The organism is Nocardioides sp. AX2bis, assembly GCF_902506435.1.
Classification (GTDB): domain Bacteria; phylum Actinomycetota; class Actinomycetes; order Propionibacteriales; family Nocardioidaceae; genus Nocardioides.
The window spans coordinates 1,825,289-1,846,141 of sequence record NZ_LR733215.1 but is presented as its reverse complement, the minus strand read 5'-3'; the positions used below and the strand labels follow the sequence as shown (position 1 = coordinate 1,846,141).

Here is a 20,853-nt window from a genome sequence, read left to right as displayed (position 1 = left end):
CCGGTCGTCCTAGGTTCGTGCCACCCCCGAGATGGAGGACCGATGGCGCTGTCCGCGACGCCCACCACGCTGTCCCCGGCGTACCTGACCGACCGCTACGAGCTGACGATGCTCTCGTCCTGGGTCACCGAGGGCACGGTGGAGGACCGGGCGGTCTTCGAGTGCTTCGGGCGGCGGCTGCCCGAGGGGCGCCGCTACGGGATGGTCGCGGGGCTCGGCCGGCTGCTGCCGATGATCGAGGACTTCCGCTTCGGCGAGGACGACGTCGCCTGGCTGGAGGAGCAGGGCGTGGTCAACGCGGCCGGTGCCGACTACCTGCGCGGGTTCCGGTTCACCGGCGACGTCGACGCCTACCGCGAGGGCGACCTCTACTTCCCCGGCAGCCCGGTGCTCACCGTCAGCGGCACCCTCGGCGAGTGCGTCGTGCTCGAGACGCTGGCGCTCTCGGTGCTCAACCACGACAGCGCCGTGGCCAGCGCGGCCGCCCGGATGGTCGACGCGGCGGGCGGGCGGCCGCTGGTCGAGATGGGCTCGCGGCGCGCGCACGAGCAGGCCGCGGTGGCGGCGGCGCGCGCGGCGTACCTCGCCGGCTTCTCCTCCACCAGCAACCTCGCCGCCGGCCGCCTGCACGGCGTGCCCACCGTGGGCACCGCCGCGCACGCCTTCACCCTGGCCCACGCGACCGAGGCCGAGGCGTTCCGCAGCCAGGTCGAGGCCCAGGGGGTCGGCACCACGCTGCTGGTCGACACCTACGACATCGCCCAGGGCATCCGGACCGCCGTCGAGGTGGCCGGACCCGGGCTCGGCGCGGTCCGCATCGACTCCGGCGACCTCGCCGAGGAGTCCGTGCGCGCCCGCGCGCTGCTCGACGAGCTCGGCGCCACCGGCACCCGCGTCACGGTCACCAGCGACCTCGACGAGTTCGTCATCACCGCGCTCGGCGACGCCCCGATCGACGGGTACGGCGTCGGCACGCGGCTGGTCACCGGCTCCGGGCACCCCACCGCCGGCCTGGTCTACAAGCTGGTCGCGGTCGGCGACGGCCCCGGCGCGGACGCCCCGCTGCGCCCGGTCGCCAAGAAATCGGCCTCCAAGGCCTCGGTCGGCGGCCGCAAGACCGCCTGGCGCGAGCACGACGCCGACGGCCTGCTGGTCGCCGAGCGCTACGCCACCGACGACCGCGCCCTGCCCGACGGCGCGCGCGCCGTGCAGGTGCCCGTGGTGCGCGGCGGCGACGTGGTGCACCGCCCCGACCTCGAGGACGTACGCCGCCACGCCGCCGCCTCGCTGGCCACGCTGCCGGCCGCGGCCCGCCGCGTGACGGCCGGGCCGGCGTACCTCGAGGCCACCCCCGTCACCCACTGAAGGAGGAACCATGGACACCCCATCCGCCGGTCCGCGGGCCCTGGTCGTCGTCGACGTCCAGGTCGACTTCGTCGAGGGCGGCTCGCTCGGCGTCGAGGGCGGCCACGCCGTCGCCGAGGCGGTGACGCGCCACCTCGCCGAGCACCGCGACGCCTACGCCCTGGTCGCGGCCTCCCGTGACTGGCACGAGCCGCACGGCACCAACGGCGGCCACTTCGCCGAGCCCGGCACCGACCCCGACTTCGTCGACACCTGGCCCGCGCACTGCCTGCGCGACGAGGGCGGCAGCGACTACGCGCCCGGGCTCGACACGGCCGCGGTCGACGTGCACCTGCGCAAGGGCGTCGGCGAGCCGGCGTACTCCGCCTTCGAGGCCGTCGACGACGACGGCCGGCACCTCGCGGACCTGCTGCGTGAGGCCGGCGTGGGCGACGTCGACGTCGTCGGGATCGCCACCGACCACTGCGTGCGGGCCACCGTCCTCGACGCCCGCCGCGCGGGGTTCGGGGTGCGCCTGCTCGACGGCCTGCACGCCGGGGTGGCCCCGGGGACCACCGGTGCCGCGCTCGACGAGATGGTCGCCGCCGGCGCCGTCACCGGACCGTGGAGCGCGGCGTGAGCGGCCCGGAGCAGGTCTCGGTCGCCGTCGACCTGGCGGTGCTGACCATCCGCGACGGCGCGCTCGCCGTGCTGCTGGTCGAGCGGGGCTCGGAGCCGTACGCCGGCAGGTGGGCGCTGCCCGGCGGCTTCCTCGAGGCCGGCGAGGACGCCGAGGAGGCGGCCTGGCGCGAGCTGCGGGAGGAGACCGGCGTCGAGCGGTTCGCGGGGCACCTCGAGCAGCTGCGGACGTACTCCGCCCCCGACCGCGACCCCCGCGGCCGGGTCCTCTCGGTGGCCCACGTCGTGCTCGCGCCCGACCTGCCCGAGCCGGTCGCCGGCTCGGACGCCGCCGGCGCGCGCTGGTGGGCCGTCGAGGACGTCCCAACGCTCGCCTTCGACCACGCCGAGGTCCTCGCCGACGCCGTGGAGCGGGTGCGGGCGAAGCTGGAGTACACGACGCTCGCCCTGCAGTTCGTGCACGAGCCGTTCACCCTGCCCGAGCTGCGGCGGGTCTACGCCGCGGTGTGGGGCGCCCCGCCCGACCTCGGGACCTTCCGGCGCAAGGTGCTCGGCACCGCCGGCTTCGTCGAGCCGGTCGAGGCCACCTCCGACGACGGCGGGTCGATGCTCTACCGCCGCGGCAGCGGCCGCGACGTGCAGCCGCCGCTGGTGCGTCCCGCCGGCTGAGGGGCCGCCGTACGGCCGGGACCCGCAGGGGTGTCGGCGGCGTCGGCAAGACTGACCCGGTGAGCGAGCCGACCCCCGACACCGCGCTGGCCGGCTTCAGCGCGCCGTCGCGGACCTGGTTCGAGGCCGCCTTCGCCGCCCCCACGCCGGCGCAGGCCGGCGCCTGGGCCGCGATCGGCCAGGGCCGGAACGCCCTGGTCGTCGCGCCGACCGGGTCGGGCAAGACGCTCTCGGCGTTCCTGTGGTCCCTGGACCGGCTGATGACCAGCCCACCGCCGGAGGAGAAGGCGCACCGCTGCCGCGTCCTCTACATCTCCCCGCTCAAGGCCCTGGGTGTCGACGTCGAGCGCAACCTGCGCGCCCCGCTGACCGGCATCCGCCACACCGCGCACCGGCTCGGCACCGAGGTGCAGGACGTCCACGTCGGGGTCCGCTCCGGCGACACCAGCGCCACGGACCGCCGCAAGCTCTCCACGGCCCCGCCCGACATCCTGATCACCACGCCCGAGTCGCTGTTCCTGATGCTCACCAGCGCCGCCCGCGAGACCCTGCGCGGGGTCGAGACCGTGATCCTCGACGAGGTGCACGCCGTGGCCGGCAGCAAGCGCGGCGCGCACCTGGCGCTGTCGTTGGAGCGCCTCGACGCGCTGCTCGAGAAGCCCGCGCAGCGCGTCGGCCTCTCGGCGACGGTGCGGCCGCTGGAGGAGGTCGCCCGGTTCCTGGGCGGCGCGGCCCCGGTCGAGATCGTGGCCCCGCCGGCCGAGAAGCGGTGGGACCTGACGGTGGTGGTCCCGGTCGAGGACATGACCAACCCCGAGGCGTACGTCCCGCTCGAGACGCCGGCCCGTGAGACGGTCGGTGCCGGTGCGGCGGCGCGCACCGGCGGCGGGTCCGCAGCCGGCGCCTCGCCCTTCGTGCCGGACCCGCCCGGGGGCGCGATCGCGCTCGCCGAGCCCGACGTGGTGGGGCTGGCCGAGGGCACCGACGCCCCGGACGGCGCCGACCTGGACCCCTTCGCCGACGACTTCTTCGGCGACACCGCCGACCGCCGCCCCGAGCGCTCGACCTCGATCTGGCCCCACGTCGAGGACGCCGTGGTCGACCTGATCGAGAAGCACACCTCGACGATCGTCTTCGCCAACTCCCGACGCCTGGCCGAGCGGCTGACCGCCCGGCTCAACGAGATCGCCTCCGAGCGCGCCGGGCTCGACCCGGACGACCCCGACGCCGGTGGCGGCGACGGTCCGCGCACGCCCGCCCAGCTGATGGGCCAGGCCGGCTCGTCGGCCTCCCCCCGCTCGGCGGCCGACGAGAAGACCCCGGTCGTGATCGCCAAGGCCCACCACGGGTCCGTGTCCAAGGAGCAGCGCTCGCTGATCGAGGACGACCTCAAGCGCGGCCGCCTGCCCGCGGTGGTCGCCACCAGCAGCCTCGAGCTCGGCATCGACATGGGCGCGGTCGACCTCGTCATCCAGATCGAGTCGCCGCCCAGCGTGGCCAGCGCCCTGCAGCGCGTCGGTCGCGCCGGCCACCAGGTCGGCGAGGTCTCCCGCGGGGTGCTCTTCCCCAAGCACCGCGGCGACCTCGTGCAGACCGCGGTGTCGGTGCAGCGGATGCGCAGCGGCGGGATCGAGGCGCTGCGGGTGCCGACCAACCCGCTCGACGTGCTGGCCCAGCAGGTCGTCGCGATGACGGCGCTCGAGGCCGTCGACGTGGAGGAGCTCTTCGCGCTGGTCAAGCGCAGCGCCCCCTTCGCCGGCCTGCCCCGCTCCGCCTTCGACGGCACCCTGGACCTGCTCAGCGGCCGCTACCCCAGCGACGAGTTCGCGGAGCTGCGTCCGCGCGTGGTCTGGGACCGCGTCGCCGGCACGCTCACCGGGCGCCCCGGCGCGCAGCGGCTGGCCGTCACCTCGGGCGGCACCATCCCCGACCGCGGGCTCTTCGGTGTCTTCCTCGCCGGCGGCGAGGGCCCCGGGCGCCGCGTCGGGGAGCTCGACGAGGAGATGGTCTACGAGTCCCGCGTCGGCGACGTCTTCGCGCTCGGCGCGACCAGCTGGCGGATCGAGGACATCACGCACGACCGGGTGCTGGTCAGCCCCGCCCCCGGCGTCCCCGGCCGGCTGCCGTTCTGGCGCGGCGACTCCCTGGGCCGCCCGGCCGAGCTGGGCGAGGCCGTCGGCGGCTACACCCGGGAGCTGGGCTCGATGCCGCGGGAGAAGGCGGTCGAGCGGGCCCGCGCCGACGGTCTCGACGAGTTCGCCGCCGGCAACCTGGTGACGTACCTCCACGAGCAGCTCGACGCGACGTCGGTGCTGCCCTCGGACACCACGCTGCTCGTCGAGCGCTTCCGCGACGAGCTCGGCGACTGGCGCCTGGTCCTCCACTCCCCCTACGGCACCCCGGTCCACGCACCGTGGGCGCTGGCCATCAACGCCCGGCTCCGCGAGCGGTACGGCGTGGACGGCCAGGCCGTGGCCTCCGACGACGGCATCGTCGTGCGCATCCCCGACACCGAGGCCGAGCCGCCCACGGGCGAGGTCGTGGTCTTCGACCCCGAGGAGATCGAGCAGGTCGTCACCACCGAGGTCGGCGGCTCCTCGCTGTTCGCCTCCCGCTTCCGGGAGTGCGCGGCCCGCGCCCTGCTGCTGCCGCGGCGCGACCCCGGCCGCCGCTCGCCGCTGTGGCAGCAGCGGCAGCGCTCGGCCGCCCTGCTCGAGGTGGCCTCCAAGTACCCGTCGTTCCCGATCGTGCTCGAGGCCGTCCGCGAGTGCCTGCAGGACGTCTACGACCTCCCCGCGCTGACCACGCTGATGCGACGGGTCGAGCGGCGCGAGGTCTCGGTCGTGGAGGCCTCGACGACCAGCCCGTCGCCGTACGCCCGCAGCCTGCTGTTCGGCTACGTCGCCCAGTTCGTCTACGAGGGCGACTCCCCCATCGCCGAGCGCCGCGCCGCCGCGCTCTCCCTGGACCAGGGCCTGCTGGCCGAGCTGCTCGGCCGTGCCGAGCTGCGCGAGCTGCTCGACCCCGCGGTGCTGACCGAGGTCGAGGCCGAGCTGCAGCGGCTGGCCGAGGACCGCCGGATCCGTGACGCGGAGGGAGTGGCCGACCTGGTCCGCGTGCTCGGCCCGCTCTCGACCGCCGAGCTGCGCGAGCGCACCCGGCCCGACGTCGCCGACGCCGTCGAGGAGTGGACCGCCACGCTCGGCACGCAGCGGCGCCTGGTGGCCGTGCGGATGGGCGGGGAGGACCGGTGGGCAGCCGTCGAGGACGTCGGCCGGCTGCGCGACGGGCTCGGGGTGCCCGTGCCGCCCGGGACGCCCGACGTGTTCTCCGAGACCGTCGAGGACCCGCTGGCCGACCTGGTCGCCCGCCACGGCCGTACGCACGGGCCGTTCACCGTCGAGGACGTGGCGACCCGGCTGGGGCTCGGCACCGCCGTGGTCCGGCACACCCTCCAGCGGCTCGGCAGCCAGGGGCGGATCGTCGAGGGCGAGTTCCGGCCGGGCGCGAGCGGCCAGGAGTGGTGCGACGCCGAGGTGCTGCGCCGGCTGCGGCGGCGCAGCCTGGCCCGGCTGCGGCAGGAGGTCGAGCCGGTCGACCCGGCCGCCCTGGGCCGCTTCCTGCCGGCCTGGCAGGGCGTCACGACGACCAAGGGGCCCGGCGGGCGCCACCGCGGCGTCGACGGCGTCCTCGCCGTCGTCGAGCAGCTGGCCGGGGCGCCCGTGCCGGCCTCCGCGCTCGAGTCCCTGGTCCTGCCCGCGCGGGTGCGCGACTACGAGCCGGCGTTCCTCGACGAGCTGACCGCGACCGGCGAGCTGGTGTGGGCCGGGCACGGCACGCTGCCCGGCAGCGACGGCTGGGTCTCGCTCCACCTCGCCGACCAGGCCGCGCTGACCCTGCCCGAGCCCGACGACGAGCCGCCCACCGAGTTGCAGCAGGCCGTCCTCGACGCGCTGGCCCCCGGCGGCGCCTGGTTCTTCCGCCAGCTGGCCACCACGGTGGGCCAGGTCCTGCCGAAGACGGCCGACGGCGCCCTGGCCGACGCGCTGTGGGGCCTGGTCTGGTCGGGCCGCGTCACCAACGACACCCTGGCCCCGCTGCGCTCGCTGACCCGCGGCAGCGCCGGCACGCACCGCACCCGCCGGGCGCCGGCCCGCACCCGCCGCGCCGGGTCGGCCGGGCGCGCGATGCCCTCGCGCACCGGTCCCCCGCAGGCGGCCGGACGGTGGTCGGTGCTGCCCGAGCTCGACCTCGACGTCGTGCGCCGCGGTGCCGGCACCGCCGAGCGGCTGCTCGACCGGCACGGCGTCGTCATCCGGGGCGCCGTGGTCAACGAGCGGATCATCGGCGGCTTCGCCGCGGTCTACCGCGTGCTGTCGACCTTCGAGGAGTCCGGCCGCTGTCGCCGCGGCTACTTCGTCGAGGGCCTCGGCGCCGCCCAGTTCGGCACCGCCGGGGCGATCGACCGGCTGCGCACCTTCAGCGAGGTCGGGCCCGACGCGGCCCCCGTCGCGGTCGCGCTGGCTGCCACCGACCCCGCGAACCCGTACGGCGCCGCCCTCCCCTGGCCCGAGCGCGACGCCGAGGCCCAGGGTGGCGCGGGTGAGGGCGGCGACGCCGAGGGCGGCAAGGGCCACCGGCCCGGGCGCAAGGCCGGGGCGCTGGTCGTCCTCGTCGACGGCGAGCTCGTGCTCTACGTCGAGCGCGGCGGACGGACCCTGCTGACCTGGACCGACGACGACCGCCGGCTGGGTCCCGCGGCCACCGCCCTGGCCGCAGCCGCCACCCGCGGGTCGCTGGGCCGGCTCACCGTCGAGCGCGCCGACGGCGAGCAGCTGCTCGGGCGCGGCACCACCCCGCTGCGCACCGCGCTGGACGGCGCCGGGTTCGTGGCCACGCCGAAGGGGCTGCGGCTGCGTGCCTGAGGGGGACACCGTCTGGCGCACCGCCCGGTCGCTGCACCGCGCGCTGACGGGCCGGGTGCTCGAGGTCGCCGACCTGCGGGTGCCGCAGCTGGCCACCGTCGACCTCGTCGGCGCCCACGTCGTGCGTACCCGCTCCCGCGGCAAGCACCTGCTGACCCGGCTGCGGCACGACTCCGGCGACTGGACCCTGCACACCCACCTGCGGATGGAGGGCTCCTGGCACCTCCTCCGCCCGGGACAGCGGTGGGGACGCCCGGCGCACCAGGCCCGCGTCGTGCTCGGCACCGACGCCGTCACCGCGGTCGGCTTCTCCCTCGGCGTCGTCGAGCTGGTGGCCACCGCCGACGAGGACAGCGTGGTCGGCCACGTCGGGCCCGACCTGCTGGGACCGGGCTGGGGCGAGGCCGACCGGGACGAGGCCGTACGACGCCTCCGCGCCGGCCCGGAGCGCTCGGTGCACGAGGCGCTGCTCGACCAGACCTGCGTGGCCGGGATCGGCAACATGTACGCCGCCGAGATCCTGTTCCTGCGCGGCCTCGACCCCACCACCCCGTTCTCGCAGGTGCCGGACCCGCCCGGGTCGGCCGGGCTGGTCGACCTGGGCCACCGGCTGCTGGTGATGAACAAGGAGCGGGCGACCCAGGCCACCACCGGCGACCTGCGCCGGCCGATGTGGGTCTACGCCCGCGGCGGTCAGCCGTGCCGGCGCTGCGGCACCCGGATCGAGGTCGGCGAGCTCGGCCCGGCCGGGCGCGAGCGGATCACCTTCTGGTGCCCGCGCTGCCAGCCGAGATGACGCTCGCGGACAGCCGAGATGACGGTTGCGGACAGTCGAGATGACGTTTCCGGACACCTCGGCGGCAGGGGGAACCTCCCGTCGCCTCGCGACGTCACAGGGGTGTGTCGACGACGAGGTGGGGGCGTACGGGGGTGGCCCTGGTCCTGGCCCTGACCGGCGGCTGGTCGACGGGGTGCGCCGTCACCGGGGCGACGGACGGGCGAGAACCTGCCCCTCCGCGTGAGACCCGTTCGTCCGGCGGCCCGGCTCCCGACGCGTGCCTTGACACCGCCGATGCGACGCGGGAGAGCATCGACGGCACGCCGCTCTGGGCGAGGTTCTGCCCCGGGCCCGAGGGACGTACGGCGCCGGCCGAGGTGCCGTCCGACGCCCTGACCACGCACGTGGAGGACCTCGCCGTCCTGACCGAGCTCGTCGAGCGAGACCTCCCGGCACCGGCCCGCTGCGGCAGGTTCCACGGCCGCACCTACCGGGTCCAGTTCGGGTACGCCGGCGGAGGCGTCACCACCGTCGTCGGGCACACGGACCCGGACTGCGCCGGACAGGTGCCCACCAGCGGAGCGTGGGTCGGCGGCCCCGACGCGCTCGGGGTGTACGGGACGTTGATGGCAGCGTTCGGACGCCAGTACGCCGACCAGTTCGGCGACGCCACCAGCGGCCTCCCGCTCGTCTGCCCGGAGAACCAGCGCAGGCCCGACAGCGTCGACGTCGACGGTCCGTCAGCCTCGTTCGACACCGGCTACCTGCTCGGTCGGCGTGCCCCGATGGTCATGCCGCTGCCGGCAGTACGCGGAATCCTCTGCACCTGGCCGCGCGGCGCCGAGGACGACGAGCCGAGCATCCGGGACCTGCCCGTCGAGGAGGCCGAGCGCGCCCGGATCGGGCTGCACGCGATCGCCGGGGGCGTCGTCGACTGCGCGGGCAGCCCCGACCAGACCTACACCGCCGTCGTCGAGGACCGGACCGGCACCCGCCGCGCGGTGACGATCATCGACTCGGAGTGTTCGACGACCATCCGCAGCGACCGGGGCTACGGCCTCGGGTTCGCCTGGCTCGACCGGTGACGCCGGGAGGGACTCCGCCCGGCAGTCATCGCGCCGCGAGCGTCACCTCGACGCGCCGCGAGCGTCATCTCGGCTGTCCGCAACCGTCATCTCGGCTGTCCGCGAGCGTCATCTCGGCGTCAGGCGGCGGAGGCGACCACGTCGGGCGCGGTGCCCGGGGCGGGGACGCGGACCGGGACCTTGACGGTGACCGGCAGCGGCACGGGCCGGGTCGCGGCCTCCTCCAGCACGATCGCGTCGGAGACGTCGCGCAGGACGTCGGAGAGCGGCAGGTCCAGCGCGCCGCACAGCGAGGCCAGCAGCTCCGACGACGCCTCCTTCTGACCGCGCTCGATCTCGGAGATGTAGCCGAGGCTGACGCGGGCCTCCTGCGAGAGCTGACGCAGGGTCAGCCCCTGCTCGACGCGGTGTCCGCGCAGCACGTCGCCGAGGAAGCGGCGGAACAAGACCATGACGTTCTCCCCTCGGTGGTCGGCGGGCTGGGCTGCGGTGACCGGCTCGTGGGACTCAACGCTACAAGGTCCCCCGTTCTTCCTGCTCGCCCGGCTCACCCCCCGGGCCCCCTCGGGGCACGGCACAGGGGGCCGGCGCGGACGCCGACCCCCTGCTGTTGCTCCCTACCGCTGTGCGGCGCTGCTCTAGCGGCGCACCCGGATGGTGTGCTCGACGACGCCGCGAGCGACGTCCTCGTCCCCGAGGTAGACCACCCGCACCGTCTTGGCGCCCGGCTGGCCGAAGCGGCCCAGCCGGGTGACGACGCTGCCGGTCTCGTCGAGGTCGAGCAGGCGCGCGGTGCGGCCCTGGACCTTGACGCGGACCTGGCCGCTCGCCTCGGCACCCTCGGCGGTGACGTCGACGAACAGACGCGCCCGGGTCTCCCCGGCGATCACCGGCCTGGGCTGGTGGTCGACCGCGATCGTCGGCGTGGCCGGGTCACCCGGCTCGCCCCCGTCACCGGTGACCTGCACGGGGACGACCACCTCGGTGCCCGTCTCCTCCCCGACGACCGTCAGCTCGGCGGTGCCGGCCTCGACGGCGTCGGGCAGGGTCACCTCCGCCGTGGCGGTGCCGACCTCGTCGTAACCGGGCAGCGCGGTCTGCGGCTGCGTGACCACCGGCGCGGTGGCCAGCTCGGTGCCGTCGAGCAGCACCGTCACCTCGTCGTCGGTCACGTCGCCCCGGCCGGTCATCGACAGCGACGACAGGTCGAGGGTGAGCGTGTCGCCCGGGGCGACCTCGGCGGCGGACAGCTGGGTGCCGACCGCGCGCTGGGAGTAGTCCACGGCCAGGGGCTGCTCGGTCGCGAACTCCTCGAGGAAGTCCACCGTGGCCTGCAGGTCGGTCACGCCGGTGTCCTGCGGGCTCCCGGTCGCGGCGGCCTCGCGGAAGGCCGCGAAGTCGTCACCCCCGCCGGCCAGGAAGGAGTTGACCGTGACCGAGTAGGACGTCGCCAGGTCGACGGGCTCGCCGTCCAGGCGCATGTCCAGGACGTGCTCGCCGCGGGCGGCCTCGGGGTCGTAGGTGTAGGTGAACCCCTCCGAGATCCCGAGCTTCAGGAACGGCCGTGACGCGCCGTCGGGCTGCCACTGCTGCTCCAGGGCCGCCTTGATCTGCGCACCGGTCATCTGCTGGTTGACCAGCGTGTTGGCGAACGGCTGGACCGTGGCGGCCTGCTCGTAGGTGACCGGGCGGGGCGAGCCCTGCTCGATCAGCCCGGTGAGGTCGGCCCGCAGACCGCCGGGGTTCATGAACGCGACCTGCGCGGCGCCCCGGTTGTCGGCCTCGGTCGCCCACTGCTGGATCTCGGCGACCAGGTTGCCCAGCGTCGACTCGCCACCGCGGTTGTCGGTGGTGCCGTCGGCCAGCTTGGCCCGGCTGAAGGTGCCGGTGATGTCACCGAGCTGCTCGGCGCCGAGCACCTTGGCCTCGGCGACCGCGTCGGCGACGATCTTCGTCACGGCCGGGTCGGCCGGGTAGTTGCCGGCCAGCGGCAGGAGGTCCTGCTCGACGTCCAGCAGCTGACCGGTGAACGAGTCGACCTCGAAGCGGATCCGGTTGAGGTTGGTGCCGTACTGGCCGGCCGAGACGACGGGACGCTCGGTGACGTCGCGGTCGGCCCAGCCCTCGACGGGCAGGGAGCAGTCGTAGGCCAGGTGGGTGTGGCCGGAGACGATCGCGTCGACGTCGTCGTTGACGCCGGTCACGATGCTGCCCCACTTCGAGGACGGGTCGTCGTCGAAGGTGGTGCAGTCGGTCCCGGGCGCGCCCTCGTGGACGAGCAGCACGACGACGTCGGCACCCTCGGCCTTGAGGTCGGCCGCGGCCGCGTTGGTCTCGTCGACGACGTCGGTGATCTCGAGCTGCTCGATGCCGGTCGGGGACACCAGGGACGGGAGGTCCTCGGTGACCGCGCCGACGAAGCCGATCTCGGTGCCGCCGAAGTCCTGGATCCAGGTGCCGTCCAGGGCCGGGGAGCCGTCGTCCTTGAAGCGGACGTTGGCGCCCAGGTACTCCCACTCCGCGCCACCGTTGGGGTTCTCGGCGGACTCGGGCGCCAGCACGCGACCGGTGAGGTCGTCGTAGCCCTGGTCGAACTCGTGGTTGCCCACCGCGGAGACGTCGAGGCCGGCCTCGTTGAGCGAGTCGATCGTCGGCTTGTCCTCGGCGATGAAGGAGGCGAAGGTCGACGCCCCGATCAGGTCACCGGCGGCGGCGAACACGGTGTTCGGGTTCTCCGAGCGAAGCTGCTTGACCGCCCCGGAGAGCACCGCAGCACCCGCGATGGTCCCGTCGGCCTGGAGACGGCCGTGGAAGTCGTTGGTGGTCAGCAGCTGCACCTCGGTGGCGTTGCTCGGGCTGGTGCTGAGCCCGACGACCTCGGGGTTGTGGTCCGAGGCAGCGAACACGTCGGGGCTGAAGAGCTGCCGCGCGTTGTAGTTGCGACGGCTGTACTGGAAGGCCACCGACTCGTTGGCGTTGGTCTCCCAGATGTCCACCCCGGTCACCATCCGCCGTGCGGCGGGGCTGGCCAGGACGTGGTCCAGGGAGCCGGACAGACCGCTGAAGCTGTAGCTGTACTCGCCCGGGGTGTCGGACTCGAGCTTCGAGAACCCCTCCCCCTCGAGGAGCTGGATCGGGTCCTCCTCGGAGTAGGAGTTGAAGTCACCGGTGAGGAACACCTTGCGGGTGCCGCGGTCGACCGAGAACTCCTTGGCGAAGTCGGCCAGCGCCGCGGCCTGGGCCACGCGCTCGTCGTTGGCGTTTCCCTGCCCGTCGGGGTCCGGCGTGCCGGAGCCCTTGGACTTGAAGTGGTTCACGATCACCGCGAACACGTCGGCCCGGCCGGCACCGGCCGGCTTGAAGGCCTGGGCCAGCGGCTCGCGCGCGGAGGCGAACGCCGCCGAGCCCACGAGCACCTCGGACGCGCCCACCGGGCGCACCGTGGTCGGGTCGTAGATGAACGCGTTGCGGATGACGTCCTGCTCGGCCAACGGCGGCAGGTCGGCGGCGGCCGGCGAGGCCGCGTAGGCCCAGCGGCGGGTGCCGGCGTCGGTGTTCAGGGCCGACACCAGCGCCTTGACGGCGTCGTCGCGGTCGGTCTCCTTGAGGAGCTTGACCGAGTTCTCGATCTCCTCCAGGGACACGATGTCGGTGTCCATGGTGTTGATCGCCTCGACGATCTTGGCCTGCTGGCGACGGAAGTCGCCCAGCTCGGCCGCGCCGCGGGGGCCGTCGGGCGTGCACGAGTTGACCGAGACCGGGTCGTCGTCGCGGTCCAGGTAGTAGGTGCAGCGGCCGCCGTTGGACTCGAACTGGGCACCGGTGGTGTTGAAGTAGTTCAGCACGTTGAACGTGCCGATCGACAGGTCACCGCCGACGTCGGCCGGCTCCGCGTTCTCCGGGCGGGTGTTCTCGAAGGTCGCGACGTCGCGGCCCTCGTCGGTCACCTGCTCCTGGGGCTGCAGCTTCCAGGTGTTGTTGCGGTAGTCCAGGACGACCGGGGCGACCAGCTCGGCCGCCGCACCGACCCGGACCGGGTTCTGCTGCGAGAGCCAGGGCAGCGGGACGTCCTGGTTGTCGCCGCCGTTGAACGGAAGGAAGTCGATGCTCGCGCCGTCGTCCAGGACGACGCCCCGGGCGGCGTTGTCGGCCGCCACGGCGTCGGCCTCGGGGCTGCCGGCGTCGGCGACCTCGGTCGGCTGGATGAGCGGGCGGTCGCCGGTGGCCAGGCCGATCTCGGCGTACCGGTTGGTGCTGAAGACGTTGGTGACGGTGAAGTCGTCGGTGGGCGCGAGCAGCTCGCCCTCGTGCGCCTCGCGGTCCGCGGTCGTCGTCGGGTACGCCGCGGCGAGCGGGGTGACCGGCGCCAGCGCCGGGCTCACGGGCGCGATCCCGGCGGCGGTGACGGTGACCTGGGTGGCGCCGCCGAACTCGCCGACCTGACCGGTGACCTCGACGGAGTCGCCGAGCGCGAGCCCGGCCCCGTCGAAGTCCGGTCCGCCGTAGACGAAGACGGCGTCGGAGGCGCCGGGCGTGGCGTCGGTGGCGCCGCCGGTGCCGGCGGTCTGCAGGAAGAATCCGTTGTAGGTGCCGTCGTAGAGCGCGGTGACGACGCCGGAGGTGGTGACCTCGCGCCCGACCAGCGGGCTCTGCGTGCCCGTGCCCTGGATCTCGGCGACCGTGACGTCCCCGACCGGCGGCGGGGGCTCGGGCTCGCCGCCCGAGGAGACCGGCGCGACCGCGCCGGCGGTGAAGTCGGCGCCGTTGACGTCGGTGTCGGTGCCGTCGGCGTCGCGCGAGGCCGAGGTGGTGTTGGTCAGGCCCGGGGCGTCGACGTCGCCCTCGGAGACCGTCGCGCTGCCGTACCCGACCAGGTCGACCAGCGAGCCGCCGGTGGGGGCGGTCGGGCTCAGCGTGACCGGCTCGGTGCCCTCGACGAGCGCGACGATGCCGGAGCCGCCGCTCATGGCCTGTGTGCCGGTGGCGTCGGGCGACGGCAGCGGCGTGCTGCCGCCGCTGCCCTGGGCCTGCTGGACCAGGTAGTAGCCGCCGGGGGCGACCTCCCCGGTCAGGGGCGTGACGCCGGCGCCGCTGTTGGTGCCGCTGCGGTACTGCACCGACAGCCCGTCGACGTCGATCGCCGCGTCGGTGGGGTTGTAGAGCTCGACGAAGTCGTGGGTGAAGGTGGCGCCGGAGTTGCCGCCACCGCCGTACACCTCCGAGATGACCAGGTCGTCACCGAGCGGGTTGGCCGCCGCCGGTGAGGAGAGGCCCAGGACGAGGGGCGAGACGGCGACGCTGAGCCCGGTGACCGAGGCCACCAGCCCCCGCCTTCGACTCGGGTGACGCGGGGTGCGCGAGGACACAGAAAGAGACCTTTCGGTCGACCAGAGGGTGAGGGGGAAGGCGCTAGGACCCTAACCCGGTCTGGACCACGCGGGAACGTCGATCTAGGCAACGATTGTGTGAACGACTGACCCGCCCGGGCCGCTCGGTGGGCCGCCCGGTCGGCCGCCCGGTGGGCCGCTCAGTGGGCTGCGGCGCGCGGCCCGCGGAGCTCGTGGCGCTGCTGCCAGACCCCGCGGAAGAACTCGTAGCCCGACCACAGCGTGAGCGCGACGGCCACGACGAGGCAGGCCTGGAAGGCGTAGAAGAGGACCTCGCCCGGTGTCTGGAGCCAGCCGGCCAGGTCGGTGTCGCGCAGAGGCAGGCAGAGCCCGCCCAGGGCGAGCGCCTGGAAGGTGGTCTTCCACTTGCCCAGGTCGGCCGCGGCGATCACCACCCGCTTGAGCACCGAGAGGCGCAGCAGCGTCACCGACCACTCGCGGAGCAGGACCACGACGGTGACGGCCCACCAGATGTCGCCGAGGATGGACAGCCCGATGAAGGCCATCCCGGTCAGGGCCTTGTCGGCGATCGGGTCGGCGATCTTGCCGAAGTCGGTCACCTGGCCGCGCGCCCGGGCGATGTCGCCGTCGATCTTGTCGGTGATCATCGCGACCGCGAACAGCACCCACGCCACGCAGCGCCACAGCACGGAGTCGCCGCCGTCGACGAGCAGCGCCCAGGCGAAGAAGGGCACCATCAGGATCCGGAACGTCGTCAGCGCGTTGGGCAGGTTCCAGTTGCTGACCTGGGGCGTGGTGGTGCTCATCGCACCGTCCCCGCGGAGGCCACGACGAGGTCGGCGCCCTCGCTGGCCACGACCGTGCCGGTGACCAGGTCGCCGACGCGCAGGTCGCCGGAGTGGTCCTCGACGCGGCAGAGCCCGTCGACCTCGGGGCCCTGGTGGGCGCCGCGGCCCTCGACGACGAGCTCGCCGTCCTCGACCGCCACGTGCTCGACGAGCACCTCGACCACCTCGCCGAGGCGCTCCTCGGCGCGCTGGGCCGTGAGCTGCTCGACCAGGTCGGTGACGTGGGCCAGCCTCGCGGCGACCTCGTCCTCGTCGTGCTTGTCGGTGAAGGACTCGGCCTCGGTGCCGTCCTCGTCGGAATAGCCGAACACGCCGACGACGTCGAGGCGCGCGGCGACCAGGAAGTCGGTGAGCGTCTCGAGGTCCTGCTCGGTCTCGCCGGGGAAGCCGACGATCACGTTGGAGCGGATCCCCGCCAGCGGCGCGTGGGAACGCACCTGCTCGAGCAGCCCGAGGAACGACTCGGGGTCGCCGAAGCGTCGCATCCGGCGCAGGACCGTGGCGCTGGCGTGCTGGAAGGACAGGTCGAAGTACGGCGCCACGCCCGGCGTGGTCGCGATCGCCTCCACCAGCCCGGGCCGGGTCTCGGCGGGCTGGAGGTACGAGACCCGCACCCGCTCGACACCGTCGGTCGCGGCCAGCGTCGGCAGCAGCGACTCGAGCAGGCGCAGGTCGCCGAGGTCCTTGCCGTAGGAGGTGGAGTTCTCCGAGACCAGGAACAGCTCGCGGGCGCCCTCGCCGGCCAGCCACTGCGCGTCGTGGAGGACGTCGCTGGGCCGGCGGCTGACGAAGCTGCCCCGGAAGGACGGGATGGCGCAGAAGGTGCAGCGCCGGTCGCAGCCGCTGGCGAGCTTCAGCGAGGCCAGCGGGCCGGTCTCCAGGCGGGTGCGCTCGACCCGGGCCGGGGCCGCGGCGGCCCGGTCGACGGGGCTGATCGGCAGCAGCCGGCGCCGGTCGGCCGGGACGTGCGCGGCGGGCCGCTCCCCCGCCACGATCCCGCGCAGGCGCGCAGCGATGTCGGGGTAGTCGTCGAAGCCGAGGACCGCGTCGGCCTCGGGGAGCGACTCGGCGAGGTCGGCGCCGTACCGCTCGGCCAGGCAGCCGACCGCGACGACGGTGCTCGGGCGGCCGTTCTCCTTCAGGTCCGCGGCCTGCAGCAGGGTGTCGACGGAGTCCTTCTTGGCGGCCTCGACGAAACCGCAGGTGTTGACCAGGACGCTGTCGGCGTCGGCGGGGTCGGAGACCAGCCGGAACCCGCCCTGCGTGAGGCGGCCGGCCAGCTCCTCGGAGTCGACCTCGTTGCGCGCGCAGCCGAGGGTCACCACGGCCACGGCGTGGAGCTCCTGCTCGTCGGCCGGCGGGTCAGGGGCGACCGCGGGGGCGGTGGTGGGCGTCGTCATCGTCGCCAAGTATGGCGCGCCCACCCCGCCGGGGCCGAACCCACGCCCCGCGGGCCGGTCCCCCGGTGTGACGTTCAGCCGCGTGCCGGGGTCGACTGGCCCGGCTTGACCGCCAGCACGGGGCAGTCCGCGGTGAGCAGGACCCGCTGGGCCACGCTGCCCATCAGCAGCTTGCCGACCGGAGTGCGCTTGCGCATCCCGAGCACCACCAGCGACCCGCCGACCTCGGTGGCGACCGCGAGCACCTGCTCGGCGACGTCGGCCCCGGTGGACTGGCGGACCTCCACGTCCTGGCCGGCGACGCTCTCGCGGAGCCGGCCGACCGCCTCGTCGGAGGCGTAGCGGGGGTCGACCAGCGCGTCGCCCTTGGTCGCGTTGACCACGACCACGCGGCTGCCACGGTCGGCGGCCTCGGCCAGGCCGTGCTCCAGGGCGACGGCGCCGAACTCGTCGGGCGTCCAGGCCACCACGACCGGGCCGGGGGCCGTGCCGGGTGTCGTGCCGGGCTGCGTGTTGTCGGTGCTCATCGGGACACCCTCTCCTCGTCACGGTCGGTCGGGTCGGTCGGGTGGGCCAGGTCCAGCGGCGTGGTGCCGCGGGCGGCCGCCCGGCGCTTGAGCAGCGGCGGGAGGACGACCAGCACACCGATCAGGACGTACACGCCGATCCCGAGGGGCTCGGCGAGCAGCCCGCTCCAGGCGCCGTCGGAGAGCGAGAGCGCCTCGCGCAGCTTCTCCTCCATCAGCGGGCCGAGGATGACGCCGAGGATCAGCGGCAGGACCGGCAGGCCGAAGCGACGCACCATCAGCCCGAGCAGGCCGAAGACCAGCAGCAGACCGATGTCGAACGGGTCCAGGTTGGTGGCGTAGGCGCCGAGGCAGGCGAAGAACAGGATGCCGGCGTAGAGCTGGGGACGCGGGATCCGCAGCAGCCGCGCCCAGACCGGCGCCAGCGGCAGGTTCAGCACCAGCAGCAGGAAGTTGCCGATCAGGAGGCTGGCCAGCAGCGTCCAGACCAGGTCGGCCTGGTCGGTCATCAGCTGCGGGCCGGGCTGGATGCCGTAGCCCTGCAGGGCGGCGAGCATGACCGACGCGGTCGCGGTGACCGGCAGGCCGAGGGCGAGCATCGGCACGAACATCCCGGCCGCCGAGGCGTTGTTGGCCGCCTCCGGACCGGCGACGCCCTCGATGGCGCCCTTGCCGAACTCGTCGTTCTTGGCCAGCTTGCGCTCGGTCACGTACGACAGGAAGGTCGGCAGCTCGGCGCCGCCGGCGGGGATCGCGCCGAACGGGAACCCCAGCGCGGTGCCGCGCAGCCACGGCTTCCACGAGCGGCCCCAGTCCGCGCGGCCCATGAAGGGGCGCCCGACCGGGACGATCTGCAGCGGGGTCCGTCGCAGGTGGGCCGCGACCCAGAGGGCCTCGCCGAGGGCGAAGATGCCGACCGCGACCACGACGATGTCGAGGCCGTCGATGAGCTGGGCCTGGCCGAGGCTGATCCGGGCCTGGGCCGTGTTCGGGTCGAGCCCGACCAGCCCGATGGTGAGGCCGAGGAACAGCGCGACGAACCCGCGCAGGACCGAGGAGCCGAGCACCGCGGTGGTCATCACCAGGGCCAGCACCATGATCGCGAAGTACGACGGGGCGCCGATCTCGACGGCGACCTTGGCCAGCGGCGGGGCGAAGAAGGCCACCAGCAGGGTGCCGATGGTGCCGGCGACGAACGAGCCGACGGCCGCGGTGGCCAGGGCCTGCGCGGCTCGGCCCTTCTTGGCCATCTTGTTGCCCTCGAGCGCGGTCATCACCGAAGCGGACTCGCCGGGGGTGTTGAGCAGGATCGAGGTGGTCGACCCGCCGTACATGCCGCCGTAGTAGATGCCGGCGAACATGATGAACGCCTGCGTCGGCTCGAGGCCGAAGGTGACCGGCAGCAGCAGCGCCACGGCCATGGCCGGGCCGATGCCGGGCAGGACGCCGACGAAGGTGCCCAGCAGGACCCCGATCGCGGCGAACATCAGGTTCTCCGGCGTGGCCGCGGCCGCCAGACCGCCGAGCAGGAGGTCGAAGTCACCCATCAGAGCACCCCGTCCAGCAGACCGGGCGTCAGCGGGATGCCGAGGCCGACGTAGAAGGCGTACCAGCTGCCGACGGCCAGGACGAGGCCGACGATGACGTCACGCACCAGCGTGCGGCTGCCCAGCGCCCAGGCGCCGCCGGCGAAGAGCACGGCGCCGGTGATCGCCCAGCCGAGCAGGTCGACGGTGGCGATGGTGAAGGCGATGACCCCCACCAGCTTGGCGACGGTGACCCAGTCCGAGCCCTGCGCGAGGTCGACGTCCTCGCCGCCCTCCAGCTCCCCGCGGGAGCCGCGGGCGGTGGCCAGGGCCAGCAGGACGCCGAGCACGGCCAGGACGGTGCCGACGACGTACGGGAAGGCGCGCGGGCCGACCGGGTCGCCGAAGCCGACGCGCAGCGTGGTGGCGTCGTAGACGGTGTAGAGGCCGACCACGACGAGCAGCGCGGCCAGGCCGTACTGCGCCTTGTCCACCCCGCCCGCGGGCTCGGGCGCGGGGCCCGTACGGGGTTCCTCGGTGTGGGTGCTCACAGCAGGTCCAGCTCCTCGAGCGTCGACGCGACGCGTTCGTCCTGCTCCAGCAGGAAGGCTTCGAAGTCGTCCCCGGTGCGGAAGGCGTCGATCCAGCCGTTGTCGGCGAGGGTCTGCTGCCACTCCGGGGAGTCGTGCATCTCGGTGAGGTACGCGATCAGCTCGTCGCGGCGCTCCTCGGAGATGCCCGGCGGGGCGAGGACGCCGCGCCAGTTGATGAAGACCAGGTCGATGCCCGACTCGGTCAGGGTGGGCACGTCGCTGACGGCCTCGCCGTCGAGGCGCTCCTCGCCCGAGACGGCCAGCACCCGGAGGTCGCCCGCGGCGATCTGGCCCTCGAACTCGCTCAGGCCGGAGAAGCCGACCTGGATCTTGTTGCCGAGCAGGGCGCTGGTCAGGGGCCCGCCGCCGTCGTAGGTGACGTAGCGGACCTCCTTGGGGTCGATGCCGATCGTCTCGGCCAGCTGCATCGGGAAGAGGTGGTCGGGGCCGCCGGGCGACGAACCGCCACCGACGACGACCGACGACGGGTCCGCGACCCAGGCGTCGACGAGGTCGTCGATGGTCTCGAACGGCGACTCGGCCGGGACCAGCACGCCCTCCTGCTCCTCGATCAGCTGCGCCACCGCGGTCGCGTCCTGGGGCCGCGCGTCGGCGGCGAAGGAGTAGGTCGAGCCGACGACGCCGAGACCGATGGTCATCAGGATCCGCTCGTTGCCCTCCTGGCTCATCAGCTGCGTCATCGCGGCGGCACCACCGGCGCCGAGGATGTTGGTGACCTGGAAGTCGCCCCCGGTCACCTCCTCCTGCTCCATGACGCCGACGGCGGCCCGGCCGGTCTGGTCGTAGCCGCCGCCCGGGCTGTTGGGGATCCACATCTCGAGGTCCGCGCTGTCGTCGCCGCGGGTCACCCCGCAGGCGGAGGTCAGCAGGGCCAGCGCCGCCAGCGCGGCGGCCGCGCCGCGCAGCCGGCGTCGCGCAGGTCGGCCGGCGCGCCCGGCGGGGCGGCGGGACGGTGGTGCAGGGAACATGTCTCTCCCGGAGGTGGTGCACGGTGGTGCAGCGAGTGGACGTGTCGATCGTCACGCACGCTGTGGCGGCCGTCACGATTAGGCAAGCAAAGGAGGTTGTGGACGTTGTGGTCACGCGGTGAGCGGGTGGAGGGGACCGCCGGTGGGCGGGACCGGCGCGCGCGCCCGGAGCGCTTACGCGT

At 74.3% G+C, this 20,853-nt stretch carries 14 protein-coding genes; 6 read left to right on the top strand and 8 right to left on the bottom strand.

Going from position 1 to position 20,853, the window contains the following annotated elements:
* Positions 1-42: 42 nt before the first annotated feature.
* The 6 genes from GV155_RS08780 (at position 43) to GV155_RS08755 (ending at position 9,440) form a co-directional block, all read left to right on the top strand.
* The gene (locus GV155_RS08780) at positions 43-1,365 is read left to right on the top strand and encodes a nicotinate phosphoribosyltransferase (protein ID WP_160007175.1); all 1,323 of its coding nucleotides are present in this window, start codon (positions 43-45) and stop codon (positions 1,363-1,365) included.
* A 10-nt stretch (positions 1,366-1,375) separates the two neighbouring features.
* Positions 1,376-1,984: an isochorismatase family protein gene (locus tag GV155_RS08775; RefSeq protein ID WP_160007173.1), complete on the top strand. Its 609-nt coding sequence runs from the start codon at positions 1,376-1,378 to the stop codon at positions 1,982-1,984.
* Entirely contained in the window at positions 1,981-2,652 is a 672-nt protein-coding gene (locus GV155_RS08770; RefSeq protein ID WP_328820792.1) for an NUDIX hydrolase, read from the top strand. Before GV155_RS08775 ends, GV155_RS08770 begins: the two co-directional genes overlap by 4 nt.
* A gap of 59 nt (positions 2,653-2,711) precedes the next feature.
* Positions 2,712-7,577 (top strand): Lhr family ATP-dependent helicase, encoded by a 4,866-nt coding sequence (locus GV155_RS08765; RefSeq protein ID WP_236554193.1) that lies wholly within the window; start codon positions 2,712-2,714, stop codon positions 7,575-7,577.
* Positions 7,570-8,373 (top strand): DNA-formamidopyrimidine glycosylase family protein, encoded by an 804-nt coding sequence (locus tag GV155_RS08760; RefSeq protein WP_160007171.1) that lies wholly within the window; start codon positions 7,570-7,572, stop codon positions 8,371-8,373. Before GV155_RS08765 ends, GV155_RS08760 begins: the two co-directional genes overlap by 8 nt.
* A gap of 359 nt (positions 8,374-8,732) precedes the next feature.
* On the top strand, positions 8,733-9,440 hold the full coding sequence (locus GV155_RS08755; RefSeq protein ID WP_160007169.1) for a hypothetical protein: 708 nt from the start codon (positions 8,733-8,735) through the stop codon (positions 9,438-9,440).
* A 119-nt stretch (positions 9,441-9,559) separates the two neighbouring features.
* On the opposite strand, the gene GV155_RS08750 is transcribed toward GV155_RS08755, so the two are convergent.
* From GV155_RS08750 to GV155_RS08715, 8 genes are all read right to left on the bottom strand, one after another.
* Positions 9,560-9,892: a helix-turn-helix domain-containing protein gene (locus GV155_RS08750; protein WP_160007167.1), complete on the bottom strand. Its 333-nt coding sequence runs from the start codon at positions 9,890-9,892 to the stop codon at positions 9,560-9,562.
* A gap of 186 nt (positions 9,893-10,078) precedes the next feature.
* Entirely contained in the window at positions 10,079-14,761 is a 4,683-nt protein-coding gene (locus GV155_RS08745; RefSeq protein WP_160007165.1) for an ExeM/NucH family extracellular endonuclease, read from the bottom strand.
* A 206-nt stretch (positions 14,762-14,967) separates the two neighbouring features.
* Positions 14,968-15,594: a CDP-diacylglycerol--glycerol-3-phosphate 3-phosphatidyltransferase gene (gene pgsA, locus GV155_RS08740; RefSeq protein WP_160007163.1), complete on the bottom strand. Its 627-nt coding sequence runs from the start codon at positions 15,592-15,594 to the stop codon at positions 14,968-14,970.
* A complete protein-coding gene (gene rimO, locus GV155_RS08735) occupies positions 15,591-17,036 on the bottom strand; it encodes a 30S ribosomal protein S12 methylthiotransferase RimO (protein WP_160007161.1) in 1,446 nt (481 codons plus the stop codon). Before rimO ends, pgsA begins: the two co-directional genes overlap by 4 nt.
* Before the next feature lie 74 nt (positions 17,037-17,110).
* On the bottom strand, positions 17,111-17,563 hold the full coding sequence (locus GV155_RS08730; protein ID WP_160007159.1) for a universal stress protein: 453 nt from the start codon (positions 17,561-17,563) through the stop codon (positions 17,111-17,113).
* A complete protein-coding gene (locus tag GV155_RS08725; RefSeq protein WP_160007157.1) occupies positions 17,560-19,110 on the bottom strand; it encodes a tripartite tricarboxylate transporter permease in 1,551 nt (516 codons plus the stop codon). The genes GV155_RS08730 and GV155_RS08725 overlap by 4 nt, the downstream gene beginning before the upstream one ends.
* Positions 19,110-19,640, bottom strand: coding sequence for a tripartite tricarboxylate transporter TctB family protein (locus GV155_RS08720; protein ID WP_160007155.1), 531 nt, complete (start codon positions 19,638-19,640; stop codon positions 19,110-19,112). The genes GV155_RS08725 and GV155_RS08720 overlap by 1 nt, the downstream gene beginning before the upstream one ends.
* Positions 19,637-20,671 (bottom strand): Bug family tripartite tricarboxylate transporter substrate binding protein, encoded by a 1,035-nt coding sequence (locus tag GV155_RS08715; RefSeq protein ID WP_160007153.1) that lies wholly within the window; start codon positions 20,669-20,671, stop codon positions 19,637-19,639. Before GV155_RS08715 ends, GV155_RS08720 begins: the two co-directional genes overlap by 4 nt.
* Positions 20,672-20,853: the final 182 nt, after the last annotated feature.